The sequence below is a fragment of the Hydrogenobacter sp. genome, assembly GCA_041287335.1.
GTDB lineage: Bacteria > Aquificota > Aquificia > Aquificales > Aquificaceae > Hydrogenobacter.
In genome coordinates this window covers 1-18,877 of the sequence record JBEULM010000057.1, presented here as the reverse complement: position 1 = coordinate 18,877, position 18,877 = coordinate 1, and the positions used below count along the sequence as shown (strand labels likewise).

19 protein-coding genes and 1 tRNA gene are annotated in these 18,877 nt (G+C 41.8%); 7 read left to right on the top strand and 13 right to left on the bottom strand.

Annotated features, from left to right (window positions below):
• Position 1: 1 nt before the first annotated feature.
• The 3 genes from ABWK04_08365 to mtnA are packed head-to-tail and all read left to right on the top strand — an operon-like array spanning position 2 to position 4,497.
• Positions 2-2,788, top strand: a complete 2,787-nt coding sequence (locus ABWK04_08365; protein MEZ0361885.1) for a glutamine-synthetase adenylyltransferase — start codon at positions 2-4, stop codon at positions 2,786-2,788.
• On the top strand, positions 2,789-3,550 hold the full coding sequence (locus ABWK04_08360; GenBank protein ID MEZ0361884.1) for a glycosyltransferase family 2 protein: 762 nt from the start codon (positions 2,789-2,791) through the stop codon (positions 3,548-3,550).
• Positions 3,541-4,497 (top strand): S-methyl-5-thioribose-1-phosphate isomerase, encoded by a 957-nt coding sequence (gene mtnA, locus ABWK04_08355; GenBank protein ID MEZ0361883.1) that lies wholly within the window; start codon positions 3,541-3,543, stop codon positions 4,495-4,497. The genes ABWK04_08360 and mtnA overlap by 10 nt, the downstream gene beginning before the upstream one ends.
• Here mtnA and epmA read toward each other — a convergent pair.
• Together epmA and nikR are read right to left on the bottom strand one after the other, a co-directional pair.
• On the bottom strand, positions 4,494-5,369 hold the full coding sequence (gene epmA / locus ABWK04_08350; GenBank protein ID MEZ0361882.1) for an elongation factor P--(R)-beta-lysine ligase: 876 nt from the start codon (positions 5,367-5,369) through the stop codon (positions 4,494-4,496). The two genes, mtnA and epmA, sit on opposite strands and share 4 nt — an antisense overlap.
• Positions 5,370-5,376: 7 nt before the next feature.
• The gene (gene nikR, locus ABWK04_08345; protein ID MEZ0361881.1) at positions 5,377-5,787 is read right to left on the bottom strand and encodes a nickel-responsive transcriptional regulator NikR; all 411 of its coding nucleotides are present in this window, start codon (positions 5,785-5,787) and stop codon (positions 5,377-5,379) included.
• Between the two features lie 144 nt (positions 5,788-5,931).
• On the opposite strand from nikR, the gene ABWK04_08340 reads away from it, so the two are divergent.
• Positions 5,932-6,408, top strand: coding sequence for a hypothetical protein (locus ABWK04_08340; GenBank protein MEZ0361880.1), 477 nt, complete (start codon positions 5,932-5,934; stop codon positions 6,406-6,408).
• 52 nt (positions 6,409-6,460) lie between these two features.
• The gene (locus ABWK04_08335) at positions 6,461-8,401 is read left to right on the top strand and encodes a thioredoxin domain-containing protein (protein ID MEZ0361879.1); all 1,941 of its coding nucleotides are present in this window, start codon (positions 6,461-6,463) and stop codon (positions 8,399-8,401) included.
• Between the two features lie 2 nt (positions 8,402-8,403).
• Here ABWK04_08335 and ABWK04_08330 read toward each other — a convergent pair.
• Together ABWK04_08330 and ABWK04_08325 are read right to left on the bottom strand one after the other, a co-directional pair.
• Positions 8,404-8,478: transfer RNA gene (locus ABWK04_08330), tRNA-Gly, on the bottom strand.
• Positions 8,479-8,499: 21 nt separating this feature from the next.
• Positions 8,500-9,348 carry a DUF1732 domain-containing protein gene (locus ABWK04_08325; protein ID MEZ0361878.1) on the bottom strand — a complete coding sequence of 283 codons (849 nt, stop codon included), beginning with the start codon at positions 9,346-9,348 and terminating at the stop codon, positions 8,500-8,502.
• 29 nt (positions 9,349-9,377) lie between these two features.
• Here ABWK04_08325 and thyX point away from each other — a divergent pair, with 29 nt between their 5' ends.
• Positions 9,378-10,304, top strand: coding sequence for an FAD-dependent thymidylate synthase (thyX, locus tag ABWK04_08320; protein MEZ0361877.1), 927 nt, complete (start codon positions 9,378-9,380; stop codon positions 10,302-10,304).
• Here the strand turns inward: thyX and ABWK04_08315 are convergent.
• From ABWK04_08315 to ABWK04_08305, 3 genes are read right to left on the bottom strand one after another with little or no spacing between them, the layout of a single operon-like run.
• The gene (locus tag ABWK04_08315) at positions 10,294-10,911 is read right to left on the bottom strand and encodes an L-threonylcarbamoyladenylate synthase (GenBank protein MEZ0361876.1); all 618 of its coding nucleotides are present in this window, start codon (positions 10,909-10,911) and stop codon (positions 10,294-10,296) included. The genes thyX and ABWK04_08315 overlap by 11 nt on opposite strands.
• Positions 10,908-11,966 (bottom strand): threonine synthase, encoded by a 1,059-nt coding sequence (gene thrC / locus ABWK04_08310; protein MEZ0361875.1) that lies wholly within the window; start codon positions 11,964-11,966, stop codon positions 10,908-10,910. Before thrC ends, ABWK04_08315 begins: the two co-directional genes overlap by 4 nt.
• A 3-nt stretch (positions 11,967-11,969) precedes the next feature.
• Positions 11,970-12,251, bottom strand: a complete 282-nt coding sequence (locus tag ABWK04_08305; GenBank protein MEZ0361874.1) for a hypothetical protein — start codon at positions 12,249-12,251, stop codon at positions 11,970-11,972.
• A 31-nt stretch (positions 12,252-12,282) separates the two neighbouring features.
• On the opposite strand from ABWK04_08305, the gene ABWK04_08300 reads away from it, so the two are divergent.
• Positions 12,283-12,693 carry an NUDIX hydrolase gene (locus ABWK04_08300; GenBank protein MEZ0361873.1) on the top strand — a complete coding sequence of 137 codons (411 nt, stop codon included), beginning with the start codon at positions 12,283-12,285 and terminating at the stop codon, positions 12,691-12,693.
• Here the strand turns inward: ABWK04_08300 and tsaD are convergent.
• From tsaD to ABWK04_08270, 6 genes are all read right to left on the bottom strand, one after another.
• The gene (tsaD, locus tag ABWK04_08295) at positions 12,664-13,665 is read right to left on the bottom strand and encodes a tRNA (adenosine(37)-N6)-threonylcarbamoyltransferase complex transferase subunit TsaD (protein MEZ0361872.1); all 1,002 of its coding nucleotides are present in this window, start codon (positions 13,663-13,665) and stop codon (positions 12,664-12,666) included. The two genes, ABWK04_08300 and tsaD, sit on opposite strands and share 30 nt — an antisense overlap.
• Positions 13,662-14,900, bottom strand: a complete 1,239-nt coding sequence (locus ABWK04_08290) for a S41 family peptidase (protein ID MEZ0361871.1) — start codon at positions 14,898-14,900, stop codon at positions 13,662-13,664. The genes tsaD and ABWK04_08290 overlap by 4 nt, the downstream gene beginning before the upstream one ends.
• On the bottom strand, positions 14,897-15,283 hold the full coding sequence (locus tag ABWK04_08285; GenBank protein ID MEZ0361870.1) for a hypothetical protein: 387 nt from the start codon (positions 15,281-15,283) through the stop codon (positions 14,897-14,899). Before ABWK04_08285 ends, ABWK04_08290 begins: the two co-directional genes overlap by 4 nt.
• Positions 15,284-15,287: 4 nt before the next feature.
• Complete coding sequence (gene cimA, locus ABWK04_08280; protein ID MEZ0361869.1) at positions 15,288-16,871, bottom strand: citramalate synthase; 1,584 nt, start codon at positions 16,869-16,871, stop codon at positions 15,288-15,290.
• An 18-nt stretch (positions 16,872-16,889) separates the two neighbouring features.
• Entirely contained in the window at positions 16,890-18,431 is a 1,542-nt protein-coding gene (gene dnaG, locus ABWK04_08275) for a DNA primase (protein MEZ0361868.1), read from the bottom strand.
• Between the two features lie 49 nt (positions 18,432-18,480).
• Positions 18,481-18,877 (bottom strand): hypothetical protein (locus ABWK04_08270; GenBank protein MEZ0361867.1); only part of this gene is annotated, 397 nt, incomplete at its 5' end.

The window sequence follows — 18,877 nt, the reverse complement described above, 5'->3', positions numbered from 1 at the left end:
TATGTTTCCTGTTGAGTGGTGGCAACTTGCTGAGCGTAGGCTTGTGAATCCACAAAGGGCAAAAGAAAGCTTAGAAGAACTTTTGAAAAGACACAGAAATCCTCAAACTTTGATAAATTACCTCAATCAAAGGAGGTTTACCTTACTCCTTGAACTGCTTGATCACTCAGACTGCATAAGAAAGTTCCTCATAAATCATCCTGAGGACTTTCAAAACACTATACCCGGACTCTGGTATGTGACCAAGAGGAAAGAAGACTACCTGAAAGAATTGAGAGAACTCATTACCGATAGCCTACCAGAAGATGAGTTTTCAAAGAGGCTTGCCTACTACAGACACAGGGAACTTATGAGGATACTTTCCAAGGAGATACTAAAAACGGCAAAACTTGAGGATCTTCTTGTAGAGTACTCTCACCTCCCTGATGCCATGCTTGAGCTTGCTTATGAAAGAGCCTTCAGAGAATTTAGCGAGTTTTATGGAAAGCCTATTGAAGAAAACAATAGAGAGGCAACCGGATGTGTGGTAGCCCTGGGTAAGCTTGGAAGCTTTGAACTCAATTACTACTCGGATATAGATATAATGTTTCTGCACTCTTCGGATAAGGGTTTTGCGGGAAAGCTAAGCCTGAACGAGTTTTTTTCCAAAGTATTTCAAAAGGTTTTTACTCTAATGAGCAATGTTACACCTGAAGGGAAACCCTACGAGGTGGATCTGGATCTTAGACCCTTTGGAAGATCGGGACCCATAAGTATGTCTTTGAGAAGTGCGGAGCTTTATTACGAGTCTTATGGAAGGATATGGGAAAGATTTGCGCTTCTGCGGGCAAGGTTTTCAGCAGGTGATGAAGATCTCTATCAGAGTTTTGAAAGGGATGTCAGGATACCTTTCGTTTTTAAGAGATCCGTTGATTACAAGATCATAGAGGAGGTTCAATTTATAAAGGCTCAGATCTTGGCACAAGCAAAAAGGCAGACATATGAAGCTGTGAATATAAAGCTTTGCGAGGGAGGAATAAGAGAGCTTGAGTTTGCCGTTCAATCTTTAGTACTTTTGCTTGGCGGAAAGTTCCCTTTTCTGAGAGAGAGCAACACCTTTAAAGCCATATGGAGATTGAATCAGAAAGGCGTATTTTCCAATGAAGAAGCTAAGTTTCTTGAGGAAGCTTACGAGTTTTTGAGAAAGATAGAGCATAGAGTTCAAACCTACAGGTGCATACAAACGCAGAAACTTACAAAAGAAGATATCCCTATAATAGCCAAAATGATGGGATACGAACCTGAAGAATTTGAAAAAAAGATCGGCATTTACACAAAAGGTGTAAGTAACATCTTCAAAAGCGTGATACCTTCAGGCGAAGAGAAAGAACCCGAACCTATACAACAAGCTATACTGACAGAAGATTTCGTGCATGCTAAAGAGATCCTCTCTAAACTTGGTTTTAAAAATCCAGTAAGGACTTACAACATACTCCTCAGTTATGTACACGGCAGGGAGGGTATAAACCTTTCCAATTACGAAAGAAAAAAACTCCTTGAAATGCTACCCAAAATAGTTTCGTATATGTCGGCTTCACCGGATCCGGACGAGACACTCAATAACTTTGACAAATTCTTTTCTAATCCAACGGGAAGAAAGGTAATTCTAAGTCCATCAAAGGAGGACGTTATAAAAATACTTTGTAAAGTCTTTTCCCTCTCTTCCTATCTTTCTACACTTGTGAGCAGAAATCCTGATCTCGTTGAGGACCTTTTGACTCTTTATCAGGATTTTCCGGAAGAGAGCCTCCTTCAAGAGGAATTTGAAAAATACGAAAGTACGCTCAAACTGAGCCTTGAAAACACCTTCAGAAGATTCAAAAAGGTTTGGGAGGTAAGAATAAGCCTCGTTTACCTCGCTAAAAAAGATGATAAATACGCAAAGCTGAAAGACTTCTTCAAAAGCCTCACAGATCTTGCAGACTTCATTATGAAAAAGCTGTGGGAAAAGCTGGATCTGTTTAGAGAAAATATGACACTAATAGCTTTGGGAAAGTATGGAAGTTCAGAGCTTAGCATAGGCTCGGATCTTGATCTCGTCTTTGTAGGAAGGGATCACAGAGATGAGAGGGTAAGCCTCGTACAAAACTTCATAAGGTTCTTAACTACTCACACAAGGGAAGGTTACCTTTACGATGTAGATTTCAGGCTTAGACCCATGGGGACAAAGGGGCAACTCATACCTTCTTTAGACTTTTACAAAGAGTATTTTTCAAAGTATGCCAGAACCTGGGAGAGACTCGCATGGACCAGATGTAGATATATAGCTGGAGATCAAGATCTTTACGACCACTTTGAGCTTATTCTTGAGAATTTTCTCTTTGATAAGCCTATGGGGAAAGAACAAAAAGAGGATATAAAGACCATCAGATCTGCCCTTGAGGCGCAAGCTAAAAAAGGTGCTGAGACTATAGACCTGAAGTTCGCTCCAGGCGGTATAATTGACGGCGAGTTTCTGGCACAGTACTTTATAATTCTTGAAAGGATGAGAGAACCTTCTATGATAAAGGCTTACGAGAAGTTAGTGGAGAAGCACCCCATTCTCAAAAAGGCTTACGAACATTACATGTTTTTGAGACTTGTAGAGACAAGACTTAGACTCTCCAAAGAAAGGGGAACATCCGTTCTCAGCGCGCAGGATATTACAAAGATCGCAAACTCCTTAAGCATGGATAGAGACGAGTTTCTTGAGGATCTCAAGCTTAGAATGAGGGAGATGAGAGAGATATTTTTGGAGGTCTTTGAATAAATGCTCTCCGTTCTTATCCGTGCAAGGAACGAGGAAAAAAACATACAAAGAGCGATAAAGAGCGCTCAACCTATAGCTGATGAAATAATAGTACTGGATTCGGGTTCAAAGGACAACACGGTAGTGTTGGCAAAAGAGCTTGGCGCTAAGGTGTTTTTTAAGGAATGGGAAGGTTACTCCAAACAGCTCAATTACGGACTAAGCTTGTGTCAAGGTGAGTGGGTACTTGTTCTGGATGCGGACGAAGAGCTGACTCAAGATCTAAGATCATCAATAAAACGGGCAATAGCCTCCCAAGAGTACCAAGTGTACATGCTAAACAGGAGAACTTACTATTTAGGGAGGTTTTTGTCCCACGCTTGGCAACCCGAATGGAGGGTAAGACTCTTTAAAAAAGAAGCAGTACGCTTTGAGGGGGAACTTCACGAAAGAGCCATTTACTCTGGCAAAGCGGGAAAGCTAAAGGGATACCTCAATCACTACTCTTTTAAGAGCCTCCATCATCACTATATCAAATCCATAGAGTATGCAAAAATCATGGCAAGGAGCATGAAAAGAGAGGGAAAAGACTTTAAACTGTATAACCTACTGATTAACCCACTTTGGGATGCTTTTAAGGTTTATTTTCTGAAGCTTGGCTTCCTTGATGGAGTGCGAGGACTTTCTGTTGCTTTCTCAACGTTCTTTTACGTATTTTTAAAGTATCTCTTTTTGTTGGAGCTGGAACTTGAAGAAAGGTATGGAGAAGAGTTATGGAAGTGAAGGCTTTTTATTGGAAGGGTGATTATCTGCTTTTGTTGGATCAAAGAGATCTTCCAGATAAGGAGGTTTGGCTAAAGCTTACGGATCACATTGAGGTTGCGGATGCCATAAGGAGTATGGCTGTAAGAGGAGCGCCTGCTATAGGCTGTGTAGCCGCTTACGGTTTCGTTCTTGGTATAAAAAGGGAGGAGCCTGAAAAGGTACAGGCTGTGTTGAAAAATACAAGACCGACAGCTTATAACCTTTTTTGGGCTTTGAACAGGATGGCGAAGGCTTTAAAAGAAGGCAAGGATATTGAACAAGAAGCTATCAATATAGAGAAAGAAGACTACAATGCAAACAAAAGGATGGGTCAGATAGGTAGTGAGTTTATAAAGGATGGTATGAGGATACTTACTCACTGTAATACAGGGGCGTTGGCGACAGCTGGATGGGGGACCGCACTTGGGGTTATAAGATCGGCTCATTATTCGGGCAAAAAGATACACGTTTTTGTGAATGAGACGAGACCTTACATGCAAGGTGCGAGACTAACAGCCTGGGAGCTTCTCAAAGAGGGTATACCACACACACTCATCACGGATATGACTGCAGGTTTTCTCATGAAGAAGGGACTTATAGATGCTATCTTTGTAGGTGCAGATAGGATAACCAAAAGAGGAGACGTGGCAAATAAGATAGGCACTTATACGTTGTCTGTCCTTGCAAAAACTCACAACATACCCTTTTACGTAGTTGCACCTACATCAACCTTCGATCCGAGTATGGAGAGTCAAGATGAAATACCAGTAGAGGAGAGATCGGGAGATGAGATAAAGTCTTTTAAGGGTTGCAAGTTCGCACCTGATGATACACCAGCTCTTCATTTGGCTTTTGATATTACGCCTGCAGAAAACATAACCGCAATAATAACGGAAGAGGGAGTAATACATCCAAGAGATCTCTAAATTAAGAACTCAAGGTCATCCATACTCTCAAAACCTTTAAGAACCAGAAAGAGTCTCTCAAGACCTATGGAACAGCCCGCACATTCGGGAAAATCTTCGTATGCCTTTAAAAGTTCTTCATCCATAGGCATTTCTCTTCCTTGTAGATAAAGTTTCATTCTCCTCTCTATCTCGCTTTTTGATGTTTCTTCCGTCCAACCGTTGGCTATCTCCACACCTTTTATATAAAGCTCAAACCTTTCTGCGTAACCTCCTTCCACTTTAGCATAAGCGCTCAACCTCGTAGGAAAATGTGTCAAAAAGGTAGGCTTTTCCTTACCCAAATGTCTTTCCATTTGTATGTATATCTCGTAGAAAATACTTTCCCAGTCCTCATCGTCTTTAAAGGGATAACCGTAAGATATGAGATTGTTTTTGAAAATCTCCTCATCTTCGGACAGCACAACTCCGGTATACTCCTCAAAGGCATGTTCCAATCTGATGATTTCATAATCCTGCGAAACACCAAGGTATTTCAAAAGTTCTCCTATCTCTTGTATTAAGTAGTTATAATCTTTTCCTATCCTGTACCACTCAAGCATTGTAAATTCAGGTCTATGGATCTTACTGCAAGGATCTCTTCTAAAGACTTTACCTATTTGAAAAATATCGGTACGATATTTGCTGATCAACTTTTTCATGGAATTCTCCGGTGATGTTCTCAGCCAAACCCTTTTTGGACAGTTACCGCTTAGCTCAAGGCTGAAAGGTTCTACGTGCGGATCAATATTGGGATACGTTTGAAATATGCTTGTGTGAACTTCAAGATATCCCCTGTCCTTGAAGAAACTCCTCACACTGTCTATGAAAAGACTCCACTCTTTCAAAAGCATGCTATGATTATACAACCGTGGAGGCTTTGGTGAGCTTTGCAAACTTTACACCCCTTAAACCTCCTATGCTTATGGAGATGTTTTCTATCTCATCTGGTTTACCCTTTAGCATTATACACTCAAGACAGTTATGGTGATCAAGATGTATATGCGTACTGCAAAGCACCTTTACGTGAGCGCTGTGCTGTATGTCAAGCATTTTCTGACTCAGTTCTCTCTGGTGATGGTCGTACACAACAGTTAAGACACCTATAACCTCTTCCCCTTTTTGCCAATTTTCCTCTATCATAAGTTCCCTTATGAGGTCCCTCACAAGCTCTGACCTTGATGAATAACCTCTCTTTATTATCCTCCTATCTAATTCCTCAAGAAGGTATTTGGGAAGGGACACACAAAACCTGACAACTTTTTCTTTCATTGCCATTGGATGAAATTATAAAACAGTTCCATAAATCCGGTAATAGACTGAAGCTTTATAAGGCTAACTTATAAAGAAGCTGTAAAGTTCTAATAGCGACGGAAAGATTGGTAGTTTATTTTATAAGTAAGGAGGTGGAGAAAAATGAGAGAGAGAATCGCATCCGTGCTTTTCTTCTTATTGGCAATGTTACCTTTTGCTTTAGCTCAAGATGACGAGATACTTAAAACACCTCTTACAAAAAAACTCCCTAATATGAATGTAAGCATAGGTGTAATTAGCATTGAAGAAGTTAGAAAAACCTTTCCGAGAGCTTACGAGCTTTTGGTAAGAAGTCACGGCGAACCCAAACCCTACGATACTCATCACCTTGCTGTTGCCCTTTGGAAGGAGGAAGGCGGTAAGGTAATCTATCTGTCTAACTACACAGTAGAAGCTGAGGTAAGATCCCCGCTGTTGAGAGCTGAAAGAAAGGTACTTACCAAATATCCTCATCAATACGGAGACAATTTCGGTGGATGGTTTCAGATGTCTGATAAAGGTCTTTACTCAATAAACGTGTATATAAAAGACAGCAAAGGGAAGGTTACGAGGGTAAACTTTGATTACTTTATGCAGTAAAGCCTAATCTCCCTCATCTTCCTTTTTGTACTTTTTCGCATAATTTATGTGTATGCCAAACAGATTGATAAATGCCAAAAGCCCTTATCTTAAAAAGTCCGCCCATCAGCCCGTTGATTGGTATGAGTGGTGTAACGAAGCTTTTGAAAAGGCTAAGAGAGAGGATAAACCCATACTGCTATCCATAGGAGGTGTATGGTGCCATTGGTGTCATGTGATGGCAAAGGAGAGCTTTGAAGATCCGCAGATAGCGAACATAATAAACGAAAACTTTGTTGCTATAAAGGTGGATAGGGATGAAAGACCTGACATAGATAGAAGATATCAAGATACAGTGATAGCTCTCACGGGAAGTGGCGGATGGCCTTTGACAGTTTTTCTCACACCTGAAGGAAAGATCTTCTTTGGAGGTACCTACTTTCCACCAGAAGACAGGTGGGGAAGACCTGGCTTTAAATCATTGCTTTTAAGGATCTCACAACTTTGGAGGGAGGATAGGGATAGGGTGCTAAGATCTGCAGAACAAATTTTCAGAGAGTTACAAAGCTATAGTCTTATGAGCTTTAAAGACACTCTTGATGAAGAACTTTTAAACAGAGGTATAGGCACTCTACTCTCCTCTATAGATTACGAAAGTGGAGGTATAGGATCGGCTCCTAAGTTTCATCACGCTAAAGCTTTTGAGCTTTTGCTTTATCATTACCACTTCACAAAGCAAGATCTTGTTAAAAAGGCTATGGAGGTATCGCTAAACGCTATGGCAAGAGGCGGTGTTTACGATCACCTTCTTGGTGGCTTTTTCAGGTACTCAACGGATGAAACTTGGAATATACCACACTTTGAAAAAATGCTTTATGACAATGCGGAACTTTTAGGGCTTTACTCGTTAGCTTACAAGGTTTTCGAAGATCCCCTTTACGAATACGTAGCAAAGGGCATAATAGACTACTACAGACTTTACGGTTGTGATCCAGAAGGAGGTTTTTACGCATCCCAGGATGCCGATATAGGTACTCTTGATGAAGGCGGTTACTACACCTTTACATTAAAAGAACTTGAATCCTTGCTTGAAGCGGAAGAGCTGAAGGTAATAAGCCTTTACTTCGGTATAGGTACGAGAGGAAGAATGCATGACAATCCAGAAAAGAACGTACCCTTTATAAATACAAAATCTGATCAAATAAGTGAAATTTTGGGAATAAAAGAGGAAAGAGTAAAAGAGCTTATAGAAAGCGCAAAAAGGAAAATGATCAGTTATAGGAATCGCAGGCAGATACCCTATATAGACAAAACTATATACACAAACTGGAACGGGCTTATGATAGATGCTCTTTGTACCTACTATAAGGTTTTTGAAGATGAGTGGGCGCTAAAGATGGCAGAAAAAACAGCAAAAAGGCTACTTAAAGAGAGATACAAAGATGGATATCTTGAGCATAACGAAGATGTAAAGGGATATTCTGAAGATTACCTATTCCTATCAAAGGGGCTTTTTTCCCTCTTTGAGGTCACACAGGATAAAGCTTATCTTGAAATGTCAAAGAATCTGCTGGATAGATCTATAGAACTCTTTTGGGACAGTCAAGGTTGGGGCTTTTTTGATACACACCAGGAAGGTGAGGGACTTCTTAAGATAAAGAACAAACCACTCCAAGACACACCCACTCAATCCGTTAACGGTATGGCTCCTTATCTGTTACTCCTTATGGAGTCCGCTTTAAGCGATAACAAGTATGGGGAGTATGCAGAGAAAAGCTTGATGGCTTTCTCACGTTTTGTAAGGGAATTACCGATGGCTTCCCATTCTTACCTTATAAGTCTTTATGCGTATTTAAAAGGTATCTTTAAGGTGGAAACGCAAAGTTACTTTGAGGATATGCTAAAAGCCTTCAGACCTTTTAAGTTTGTAATAAAAAAAGATATACAAGGTCTTGTAGTGTGTGAAGGCAAAACCTGTAAAAAGTATTCATCAGTAGATGACTTAGGAATCTAAAATGGAGCGGGCGACGGGACTCGAACCCGCGACCTGCTGCATGGCAAGCAGCCGCTCCACCACTGAGCTACGCCCGCTGAGTTATTATTATACACCACCTATTCTACGTTTGCCACCTGTTGTTTTAACCTGTCTATTTCAGACTTTATTTCAACAACAAGTTGGGAAAATTCAGGCATTTTGTTACCCAAGGTGTTTATCTCCCTGTGCATTTCTTGAAGCGTAAAGTCCAGCTTCCTCCCTACCTCTCCCTCAAAGTTTATAAGCTCCTTCAATCTGTGCATATGAGCTTTAAATCTTGTCAGTTCTTCATCCACATCCATCCTCGATAGTATGAAAGTGATCTCGTTAAGCACGGTGGGGTGTTCTTCAGGTAGGTTGAGATCCTTTGCCTTTTCAAGTACTCTACTTTTTACAGAGTTTAAAACCTTATCCTTTTGCCTCTCAATCTCAATTAATAAGTTTTCTATTTTTTGCAGCCTTGCCATAGTGTCTTCTTTTATGTGCTTGCCTTCTTCCTTTCTGCTTTTTACGAGATCTTCAAGAGCGCCTCGCACTGCACTGTAAAGGCATTCCTCAAGATCTGGACTAAGTTCTTCAGCGGTTTTTTCTGAGTATCTCCATGCGGTTTGAAGTATAGTATCGTCTGTAAGCTCAAGCCCAAGCTCTTTCGCTACAAGCTTTATAATCTCAACATTCAGGAAAATCTTTTTGAGATCTACAGGTGAGGAAGCTATTTTGGGTGCTATATCTATGTGCATGTTTACCGTTCCCCTTGTAATAAACTCTCTCACAAGCTTTCTTATGTTCAACTCAGCCGACGATAAATTGTAATTGGACTTTACAAATATATCCAAACCCTTTGAGTTTACGCTTTTTACAAAAACCGTTACAGTCCATTTCTCATTCTCAAATACGAACTTCCCAACACCTGTCATACTTTGCATAGCTCAAGTATTATAAAATAGACAGAAGCATGAAAGTATACATTATGGGTTCCGATCAGAGGATAGTCAGGTGTGCGAGGGTGTCCTTTGATAAGGATACTCAGGTGGATATAGAAAGGGACAAAAAGCTCATAAAGTATCTGTTTGAACACAGGCATGCAAGCCCTTTTGAACACGTAATTATAGCTTTTGAGGGGGAAAAAAGAGTGTGGCTTGAGCTTATGGAGAGGGTAAGTAGTCCCGTCTTTCAAGTTTATTGGGCTGGGGGTTACGTTTGGCTAAACCTGAGAAACTTTATAAATGCGATGGAGTGGATGTCAGAAGAGATAAAGGAAGCTGTGCGCAACAGACTCCCAGCGACCTTTGGAATTATTGAAGGGAAATATACTGATAGCTACTCCACAGATACTTCCTACGTTATTGAGAAGATGGAGACCTCCTCAGGTTGGATCGGACTTGTGGACAAACTTGAGCTTGGGACTGTGATGGATTATTACACCTTTGTAGTTGAGTGTCCATTATTTGTGGCAAGACAGTGGCATAGGCATCGCTTTGGATCTTTCAACGAGGTTAGCAGGAGGTATGTGAGTTACGATCCGACCTTTTATATGCCTGATTATTTGAGGAAGCAGGCTGAAAAGAACAGACAGGCATCTGTAGATGAAAAGATACAAGAGCCGTGGAACTCTATATTTCTTAAAAAGATAAAGTGGTATATTGCTGACTTACAGACACTTTATAAAGATATGGTTAATAAAGGAGTTGCCAAAGAGCTTGCGAGGGGAATTCTCCCTCAATTTATGCACACCAAGTACTACTGGACAGTTCCGAGAATCTCACTTGATAACTTTATAACTCTCAGGACACATGCGGGTGCGCAAAAAGAGATAAGGGAATTTGCGGAGGCTATTCAAAAACTTGTGGGATACAGAGGAAGCGACAGCTTTAGGCTGTGATGTTTTTTGCAAAGTTCAAAAAATCTTCAAACTTCACATTTCCTTCCCTTACAAGCCTAAAGCTCCTTTTACCTATGAATCTCACTATAGTGGAAGGCTTTCCTTCAACGTATCCCCCATCTATGTACAGATCTATCCTGTCACCGAAGTATTCCTCCGCCATTTTTACATCCACTGCAGGTTTTAAACCTTCTGGATTGGCACTTGGTGCAACGAGAGGTAAGTCAAGCAAAGTGAGTAGAGCTCTCACAAAAGTACCTCTCTTTGGTATCCTAAAAGCTAAGCTCTTTTTGCCCTTTGTCAGATACAAAGGTATAGTGTTTTTTTTGTAGAAGATGATCGTGACGTGGGCATCAAGCAGATCCCAATACTTTCTATCAGCATAAAGATCAAAAGCTCCAAGCCATTCTTTATTGGGGAGGAGTATTATAAAAGGTCTTCCCGAAGGTCTTCTTATAGAGTAGAGTCTTTCTACTGCTTCTCTGTCAAGAGCATTTGCCAAAAGTCCGTAGATAGTATCTGTAGGTGAGAAAACGATCCCACCTCGTTTTATGATTTCAGCCGCAGAAGAAAGCGCATTTTTTTTATGAACCTTCACCACCTTCATAGCTTTATAACCTCAAGTACCTTCTCCACATCAGGTGGTACGTTTATTGGTTCTTCACAAACGCTTATAGCGGTATTTGGATCTTTTAAACCATTCCCGGTGAGAGTACACACAACTACCTCACCACCTTTAAAGTAGCCTTCCCTTGTTAGCTTTATAAGTCCAGCTATGGAGGCTGCGGATGCGGGTTCACAGAATATACCTTCCTTTGATGCTACAAGCTTATATGCATTCAGAATTTCATCGTCGCTAACCGCATCTATCTTCCCCTTTGATTCGCTTGCAGCTTGAAGAGCCTGTTGCCAGCTGTAAGGATTACCTATCCTTATAGCCGTGGCTATGGTTTGAGGGTTTTTTATCACATAACCTTTCACTATAGGAGCTGAACCTTCAGCCTGCCAACCCATCATCTTAGGTAACTTCTTTATCTTCCCCTTTTGGTAATACTCTTTGTATCCCTTCCAATAGGCTGTTATGTTTCCGGCGTTACCAACAGGAATAAAGTGATAGTCCGGTGCTTCTCCTAAAGCGTCGCATATTTCAAAGGCTGCAGTCTTTTGCCCCTCTATACGATAAGGATTCACAGAATTCACTATCTCAACCGGAAGAAGCTCTCCTATCTTCCTTACTATGTAAAGGGCGTCATCAAAGTTTCCCTGCACAGCTATCACCTTTGCTCCATATATGACAGCCTGGGAAAGTTTACCAAGAGCTACTGCACCTTTAGGAAGCAGTACATAGGCTTTTAGCTTAGCTTTTGCAGCGTATGCGGCAGCAGAAGCCGATGTATTTCCTGTGGACGCACATATTACAGCCTTTTTTCCAGATTCAACCGCTTTAGAGATGGCTAAAGTCATTCCTCTGTCCTTAAAAGAACCTGTAGGATTCAGCCCCTCATACTTGAGAAAGATCTCCCCTTTAAAACCTATTCCCTTTGCCAGATTTTCAGCGTGTATAAGGGGTGTATTACCTTCACAGAGAGTAACTACAGGGGTGCTTTCTGAAACGGGTAAAAACTCCCTGTATCTGTGTATGATACCACGCCAGTAATTCATAATTTACTGCTCTTTCTTTTCTTGCTCCTGTTTTTGCCCCTCCTTTGATCTTTCCAGTTCCCTTTTAGCACCTTCTATGGCACCCGATGCGGCAGCAGAGGCTACTTTTATAATCCTGTTGGCAACATCCAGAAGTGATGTGGTGATCTCTCTCGCTTTCTCAAAAGGCACCTGCACTATAGGTTTTTCTTCAATGCCTATCTTCTCTTTGAGAGTTTTCAGCTCCTTTTCCAACCTTTCGATCTCTTCTCTCAAATTCATCTCTTGTTTCTTTTCTTCCTGCATAATTGAATCCTCCTTACTATATTTTAACATAGTGCTGTACGAATTTTCCGCAGGTGGTGTACTCATAAAAGATGGAAAGATTCTGCTTGTGAAAAATCCCTCTGGCGTATGGACCTTCCCTAAGGGGATCGTAGAGCAATGGGAAAGTGTCGAGGATGCAGCGCTTAGGGAGGTGGAAGAAGAGACGGGAATAAAAGGGGAGATCCTTCAAAAAATCGGGGAAATTGAGTATTTTTATATGAGAGGTGGCGAAAGAATAAAGAAAAAAGTTGTTTACTTCCTGATGAAGTATAAAAGCGGGGAGCCTAAGGCTTCATGGGAAGTTGTAGATGCCAGATTCTTCCCGCTGGAGGATGCAAAAAAACTCGTAAAGTACAAAGGAGACAAGGAGATACTTAAAAAAGCGCTTTCTTTAGCTCCACTCTTTCCCGAAAAGCTCTAACGGAGTGTTAGGTTCAGGATTTATGTCAAGAGGTGCGATGATACCTCTTTTGAATCTCTCCATGCCTGCGTAGGCTATCATACAGGCATTGTCAGTAGAGAATTTAGGGTGTGGTAGATAAATTCTATAGCCCATTTCCTTAGAAAGTTTCTCAAATCTCCTTCTGAGTTCGGTGTTGGCTGACACACCACCTACCACCGCAATGCTTTTGACTTTGGTCATCTCCACAGCTTTGATCACTTTTCTTTCTAAAACATCAACCACTGCCATCTGAAAGGAGCAAGCCAGATCCTCCCGAAAGTAATCACCTGCCTCTACTATATGTCTAACCGCAGTCTTAAGACCGCTGAAGGACATACTCAGATCATCTCTTTCTATCATAGGTCTTGGGAGCTGATAGGAGGGTCTTCCCTTTTGAGCTAACCTGTCAACTATGGGTCCACCGGGATAACCAAGTCCCATAAGTCTTGCCACTTTGTCGTAGCTTTCACCTACAGCATCATCAAGTGTGCCACCTAAGAAGGTGTACCTGCCAAAGCCCTCCACCAGGTAGAGATCCGTATGTCCTCCAGATACTATAAGAGAGATAAAAGGGTAATCAACTGGTCTTTCCAGAAAAACCGAGTATATGTGTCCTTCAAGGTGATGCACGGGGACGAGAGGTTTTTCAAGCGCATAGGCTAAAGATTTAGCAAAGGCTACACCTACCACAAGGGACAAAATAAGACCTGGGGTGAGTGTAAAGGATACGAAGTCTATCTGGGATATATCCATACCTGTATCTTTCAAAAGCTTGTCAAATAGGGGTAGTATGTTTTTCGTATGTTCCCTTGCAGAAAGCTCTGGTACTACTCCCCCAAAAGATGAATGTACCACTTGAGAGAGCAATACATCACCTATTATACCTTTATCAGAAGAGAAAAGGGCGAGAGCTGTCTCATCACAAGAAGTTTCTACAGCGAGGGTAATCATGCCGCTCTTTTTAAGGTTTCACCTTTGTCTATTATCTCAATAGCCTTCTCCAGCTGAGGATCCAGATCTGGCAAAAGTATGAGTTTGTGGTTGTCTCCCTGCATCCTCTTTTGCCTTATGGCTTCCTGGAGCTTCTCCTCCTGCTTTTCATCCATCACAACCTGCACGTCTGGAGTTATACCCTTCTTGTGTATGAGCCTGCCCAGAGGAGTGTAGTAGTACGCTATGGTTAGCTTTATGGCAGAGCCGTCCTCAAGAGGCATGATATTTTGAACGGATGCCTTACCGTAACTCTTCTCTCCAACTATTACAGCTCTCTTGTAGTCTTGAAGCGCACCTGTGACGATCTCCGATGCACTTGCAGAACCTTTGTTTATAAGAACGACAAGAGGCATATCCTCAGGAAGGAGTGGTTTCCTTTTTGAGAAATACTTGTTTATCTCACCGTCCCTTGTTTTGGTGTAAACTATGAGCTTACCTTCGGGAATGAAAAGTTCAGCTACATTCACAGCCTCGGTCAAAAGTCCTCCCGGATCGTTTCTGAGATCAAGTACGATACCTCTGACATTTTGAGCAAGTAAACTCTTTATGGCTTTTTCCATTTCGTTTCCTGCACCATCGTTAAACTGAGATAACCTTATGTAACCTACATCCCCTATCTTCGTCCATTTTACGCTCTCTATCTTTATGAGACTCCTCTCAAGCTCAAATTTGAGAGGTTTATCCGCACCCTTTCTCATTATGGTCAAGTTCACCTTTGTACCGGGTTTACCTCTTATCTTTTGTACCACATCGGTGAGCATCATGTTAGATGTGTCCTCACCGTTTATCTCAATGATTATGTCCCCAGGTCTTATCCCTGCCCTGTAGGCCGGTGTCCCTTCTATGGGAGACACCACTATAGGTCTGCCCTTTTCCATGCTAATCTCAATACCTACACCGCCAAACTCACCCTCGGTTTCCTCTTTGAACTCTTTGTATTGCTCCGGTGTGAAGAAGGCTGAGAAGGGATCTAAAGACTTCATCATACCGTTCAAAGCACCGTATATGAGATCTTTTGTACTCACATTCTCCACATAGTTCTCTTTAACAACCTTAAAAACATCCGTAAAGAGCCTGAAGTACCTGTAGTCGTCCTCACCGCCCTTGTCTCTGGGAAAGCCACCCGCAGTGCCAAGCACAAAACCTATGCCAAAGGCAACCATCAAGATACCTAAAAATTTGACTCTCTTCATCTTTGCTCTCCTCTTTCTATAAAGATATCCTTTACGTCTTTAATGTAAAAGCTCGCCTTACCAAGCTCCGATTGAGATATGCAGTAGGTATTTGTACCTACGTTTATATGTTTTTCTACACCGTTTACGAGCTGTACCTTCACGTCAATGGCATCTTCTTTTTGAGAAATGACTTTTATATGTCTTATATTTTCAAAAGGTATGGCATACTCAACGTTCCCCTCCCTGACCCTCAAATAATCCCTTCCGTTACAGCTTATCCCTCTGAGGTTATGAGTTACACCGTCGGCATCAATCACCCTAACGGATAGGTTCTTGTTCACCTTTACAGGTTCAGCCATAGACAGTACAAAAAGGGATGTAAGGATAAGTTTCTTCTTCATAAGATTACATTATACCCTCTTCTTCATCCTTTAACAGCTTGTATATGAGACTATCCGTGAGAGCTATCCACGAAGCTTCTATTATGTTTTCAGAGACGCCCACAGTTCCCCACTTTCTCTTTCCATCAGTGGACTCTATAAGCACTCTCACCTTTGCGGATGTACCTTCGGATTCGTTGACTATCCTCACCTTGTAATCTATGAGCTGAACATCTTTTAGGCTGGGATAGAACTCCTCTAAAGCTTTTCTGAGCGCTCTATCCAGGGCACTTACAGGTCCATTGCCAAGGGCTGCGGTATGCTCCTTTATACTTTCAACATAGAGTCGTACGGTAGCTTCGGAAACTGGGGAATTGTCCGTGCTTCTTCTGGCTATAAGCACCCTGTATGCGTCAAGGTCAAAGTAGTTTTTGACAAGTCCAAAATGCCTCTTGCATAGAAGCTCAAAGGATGCTTCGGCAGCCTCAAAATGGTAACCTTCCTTTTCAAGTTCCTTTATCTTCTCAACAAGTTTGAGCAGTTCTGGAGACTTTTCATCCACCTTTATACCCATCTCCCTGAGCTTGTATAGTATGTTGCTCCTGCCGGAAAGGTCCGATACAGTTACTTTCCTTCTGTTTCCCACGAGAGCTGGGTCTATGTGTTCGTAGGTTTCAGATCTTTTCATGACAGCGGAAGCATGAACACCCGCTTTGTGAGTGAAGGCACTTTCTCCTACATAGGGCATATTCTTAGGCAGAGGCATGTTGGAAATTTCAGAGACAAAATGAGCAAGTTCTGTCAATTTTTTCAGGTTTTGGGAAGGAATTACGCTAAAGCCGAGCTTGATCTGGAGGTTTGGTATTATAGAACAGAGGTTGGCGTTACCCGTCCTTTCACCTATACCGTTTATAGTGCCGTGAACTTGCCTCGCACCAGCAAGTACAGCCATAAGAGAGTTAGCGACACCTGTATCAGCATCATTGTGAGCGTGAATACCTACGCGTGCGCCTGGGAACTTTTCTTTCACAGCTTTGGTTATCTCGTAGATTTCATTGGGAAGACTGCCTCCGTTTGTATCGCACAGCACTATCCAATCGGCACCCCCTGCAAGCGCAGCATCCAGAACAGCAAAAGCGTAATCTTTGCTGTGCTTGTATCCATCAAAGAAGTGTTCAGCGTCAAAGATCACCTCTTGAACGTGTTTTTTTAAGTAACTTATAGTTTCATATACCATGCTGAGATTTTCTTCTAAACTCGTTCCTATGGCATGTGTCACATGAAAATCCCAGCTTTTACCAAATATGGTTATTACACTTGCACCAGATTTCAGAAGGTTATCCACTTGCTGATCCTCTTCCACCTTTTTACCCGCCTTTCTCGTAGCGCCAAAGGCAACTATCTTGGCGTTTTGTGTTTTTATTTTTTTTAGCCTTTCAAAAAGAACGGTATCTTTTGGGTTCGCACCCGGCCATCCGCACTCTACGTAATGCATTCCAAACTCATCAAGCTTTTGGAGTATGCGGATCTTATCCTCCACTGAAAAGTTTATACCTTCAGATTGTGATCCATCCCTCAAAGTAGTGTCATAAACGAAAACCTGTTCCATAAGAGTTAAAATATAAGCTCATATTTTTCTTCTGAATCTCACAACTTCCCTATTTTTTTCCTTCCTCATTTCCAATATACTCTTTGTCTCCTCCTTAAAATCGGACTTATCTATCTTGAGCTTCTCATAGCTTGCAAGGTAAGTTGACTCAAGATTATAAACCTTAGCATTTTTTACACTCTCCGGCACCAGATGATAATCGCCCGCAAGTATATACTCGGCTATCCTCATAGCCTCAGGTGAAAGTAAGACATCTTTCAGATGATCCTCCTTCCCAAACTTCATAAGACCAAGCAAAAATACTCTCTCAGCGTAAGTTAAGCTCTCTCCATCTTCTTTTACTTCCTTCTGAACCTTCGGAAGCTGTTCGTAAAGGACACTCATGGGAAGCCTGCTTATTTTACTTACCTCCCTTAAGAGTTCATGCTGGTATACTTTGTCTTTCAGAAAGCCCGCAAAGTAAAGCAAGTCTCTTAAAGCATCCCTTTGGTTATCTTTTAGTCCATACATGAGGAGTTCAAATATATCCTTTGCATTATCAATCAGAGATCGTAGGAGATCCCTGTCCCTCTTTGCGAGGGTGTCAGGGTCTTCCCCCTCCGGTAGGTGTGCCAATCTCACCTTTAGTCCGTGAGCGAGCAAATACGGTGTTGCTTGCCTTACCGCTCTCTTTCCCGCACTGTCACCATCAAAAAGGAGAATAACTTCTCTGGTATACCTTGATAGCAGTCTGGCATGATACTCACCAAAGGATGTTCCCAAAGGTGCTACCGTATTCTTGTATCCTTCATCGTGCATGCTTATAACGTCAAAGTATCCTTCGACTATCACCGCAAATCCCCTATCTTTTATGTAATCCTTGCCTTCGTATAGTCCAAATATAATTTCTCTTTTTTTAAAAAACTCACTCTCTGGAGAATTTATGTATTTGGGTTGTCCGCTATAAAGCACCCTTCCACCAAAAGCTACGTACCTTCCCTTATCGTCCCTTATAGGTATTACGATCCTTCCTGCAAAGAGATCTCTGTATATACCCTCATCAATCTTGACTATATTGCCTGTTTTTTCGTAAGCATCCAAAACACCTTCTTTTTTAAGAAGGCTTACCAGCGCTTCCGAAGATGGGGAAAAACCAAGCATGAACCTCTGAATACTCCTTGAGGAAACACCCCTACTTTTGAGGTAATCTATCGCGTTAGGGCTTTTCCTTAACATGTTATGATAATACTCTGACACAAGCTCAAAGATATGCAGTACTTTTGTATCCTTCTTTGATTCCTTCAACTTGATAGGTACGTTGTACCTTTTGGCAAGTCTTACAAGAGCCTCAGAATAACTTATGTTTTCGTAAAGAGCTACAAACTTTACCGCATCTCCTCCTACCCCACAGCCAAAACACTTAAATATACCTCTGCTGGGTGATACAAAAAAGGAAGGCGTGTCATCAGGATGGAAGGGACATCTCGCACTGTAGTTGTTGCCCGTTCTTTTAAGCTCTATGTATGAAGATATGACATCCACTATGTCTATTCTCTTGAGAATATCCTCTCTGTCAGACATGTAAGTATAAATATATCGCAAAAAGCCCCCCGCAGGGGGCACAAAGGTGTTAGCTTCTTTTTAGCCTCCTGAGGATCATAAGGGTTGGTAACAAGACCCACGCAAGGACATTAACAGGAGATGCTCCGGCACTCATAGAGCATCCACCTCCTCCACCCCCGGATGTGGTCTGAGAAGATTCCGAAGGGGATTGAGAGGGTGGTGCAGGTTGCTGTGGTGGTGCAGGTTGCTGACTCGTCTGAGCTACCCCAACACCCGTCATGTAGAGCTTCTCCGGATATGGAGAGTTTGGATACACGCTAAGAAATGCATCCTTCCTGCCTTGAGATTGGGGAGCAAATATGATACCTACCGTGCAGTAGTTTCCTGGTCCAAGATTGAACTGGGTTGTCCTGCATGGATAATCTCCGGCGTTGAGGTCAAGGATGTAGTTAGTTTCGCCTGCC

Bases quoted from the DNA above. Each gene is read 5' to 3' on its own strand.
- ABWK04_08365 (MEZ0361885.1), top strand. From the start codon at position 2: ATGTTTCCTGTTGAGTGGTGGCAACTTGCTGAGCGTAGGCTTGTGAAT.
- ABWK04_08360 (MEZ0361884.1), top strand. From the start codon at position 2,789: ATGCTCTCCGTTCTTATCCGTGCAAGGAACGAGGAAAAAAACATACAA.
- mtnA (MEZ0361883.1), top strand. From the start codon at position 3,541: ATGGAAGTGAAGGCTTTTTATTGGAAGGGTGATTATCTGCTTTTGTTG.
- epmA (MEZ0361882.1), bottom strand. From the start codon at position 5,369: ATGCTTTTGAAAGAGTGGAGTCTTTTCATAGACAGTGTGAGGAGTTTC.
- nikR (MEZ0361881.1), bottom strand. From the start codon at position 5,787: ATGAAAGAAAAAGTTGTCAGGTTTTGTGTGTCCCTTCCCAAATACCTT.
- ABWK04_08340 (MEZ0361880.1), top strand. From the start codon at position 5,932: ATGAGAGAGAGAATCGCATCCGTGCTTTTCTTCTTATTGGCAATGTTA.
- ABWK04_08335 (MEZ0361879.1), top strand. From the start codon at position 6,461: ATGCCAAACAGATTGATAAATGCCAAAAGCCCTTATCTTAAAAAGTCC.
- ABWK04_08325 (MEZ0361878.1), bottom strand. From the start codon at position 9,348: ATGCAAAGTATGACAGGTGTTGGGAAGTTCGTATTTGAGAATGAGAAA.
- thyX (MEZ0361877.1), top strand. From the start codon at position 9,378: ATGAAAGTATACATTATGGGTTCCGATCAGAGGATAGTCAGGTGTGCG.
- ABWK04_08315 (MEZ0361876.1), bottom strand. From the start codon at position 10,911: ATGAAGGTGGTGAAGGTTCATAAAAAAAATGCGCTTTCTTCTGCGGCT.
- thrC (MEZ0361875.1), bottom strand. From the start codon at position 11,966: ATGAATTACTGGCGTGGTATCATACACAGATACAGGGAGTTTTTACCC.
- ABWK04_08305 (MEZ0361874.1), bottom strand. From the start codon at position 12,251: ATGCAGGAAGAAAAGAAACAAGAGATGAATTTGAGAGAAGAGATCGAA.
- tsaD (MEZ0361872.1), bottom strand. From the start codon at position 13,665: ATGATTACCCTCGCTGTAGAAACTTCTTGTGATGAGACAGCTCTCGCC.
- ABWK04_08290 (MEZ0361871.1), bottom strand. From the start codon at position 14,900: ATGAAGAGAGTCAAATTTTTAGGTATCTTGATGGTTGCCTTTGGCATA.
- ABWK04_08285 (MEZ0361870.1), bottom strand. From the start codon at position 15,283: ATGAAGAAGAAACTTATCCTTACATCCCTTTTTGTACTGTCTATGGCT.
- cimA (MEZ0361869.1), bottom strand. From the start codon at position 16,871: ATGGAACAGGTTTTCGTTTATGACACTACTTTGAGGGATGGATCACAA.
- dnaG (MEZ0361868.1), bottom strand. From the start codon at position 18,431: ATGTCTGACAGAGAGGATATTCTCAAGAGAATAGACATAGTGGATGTC.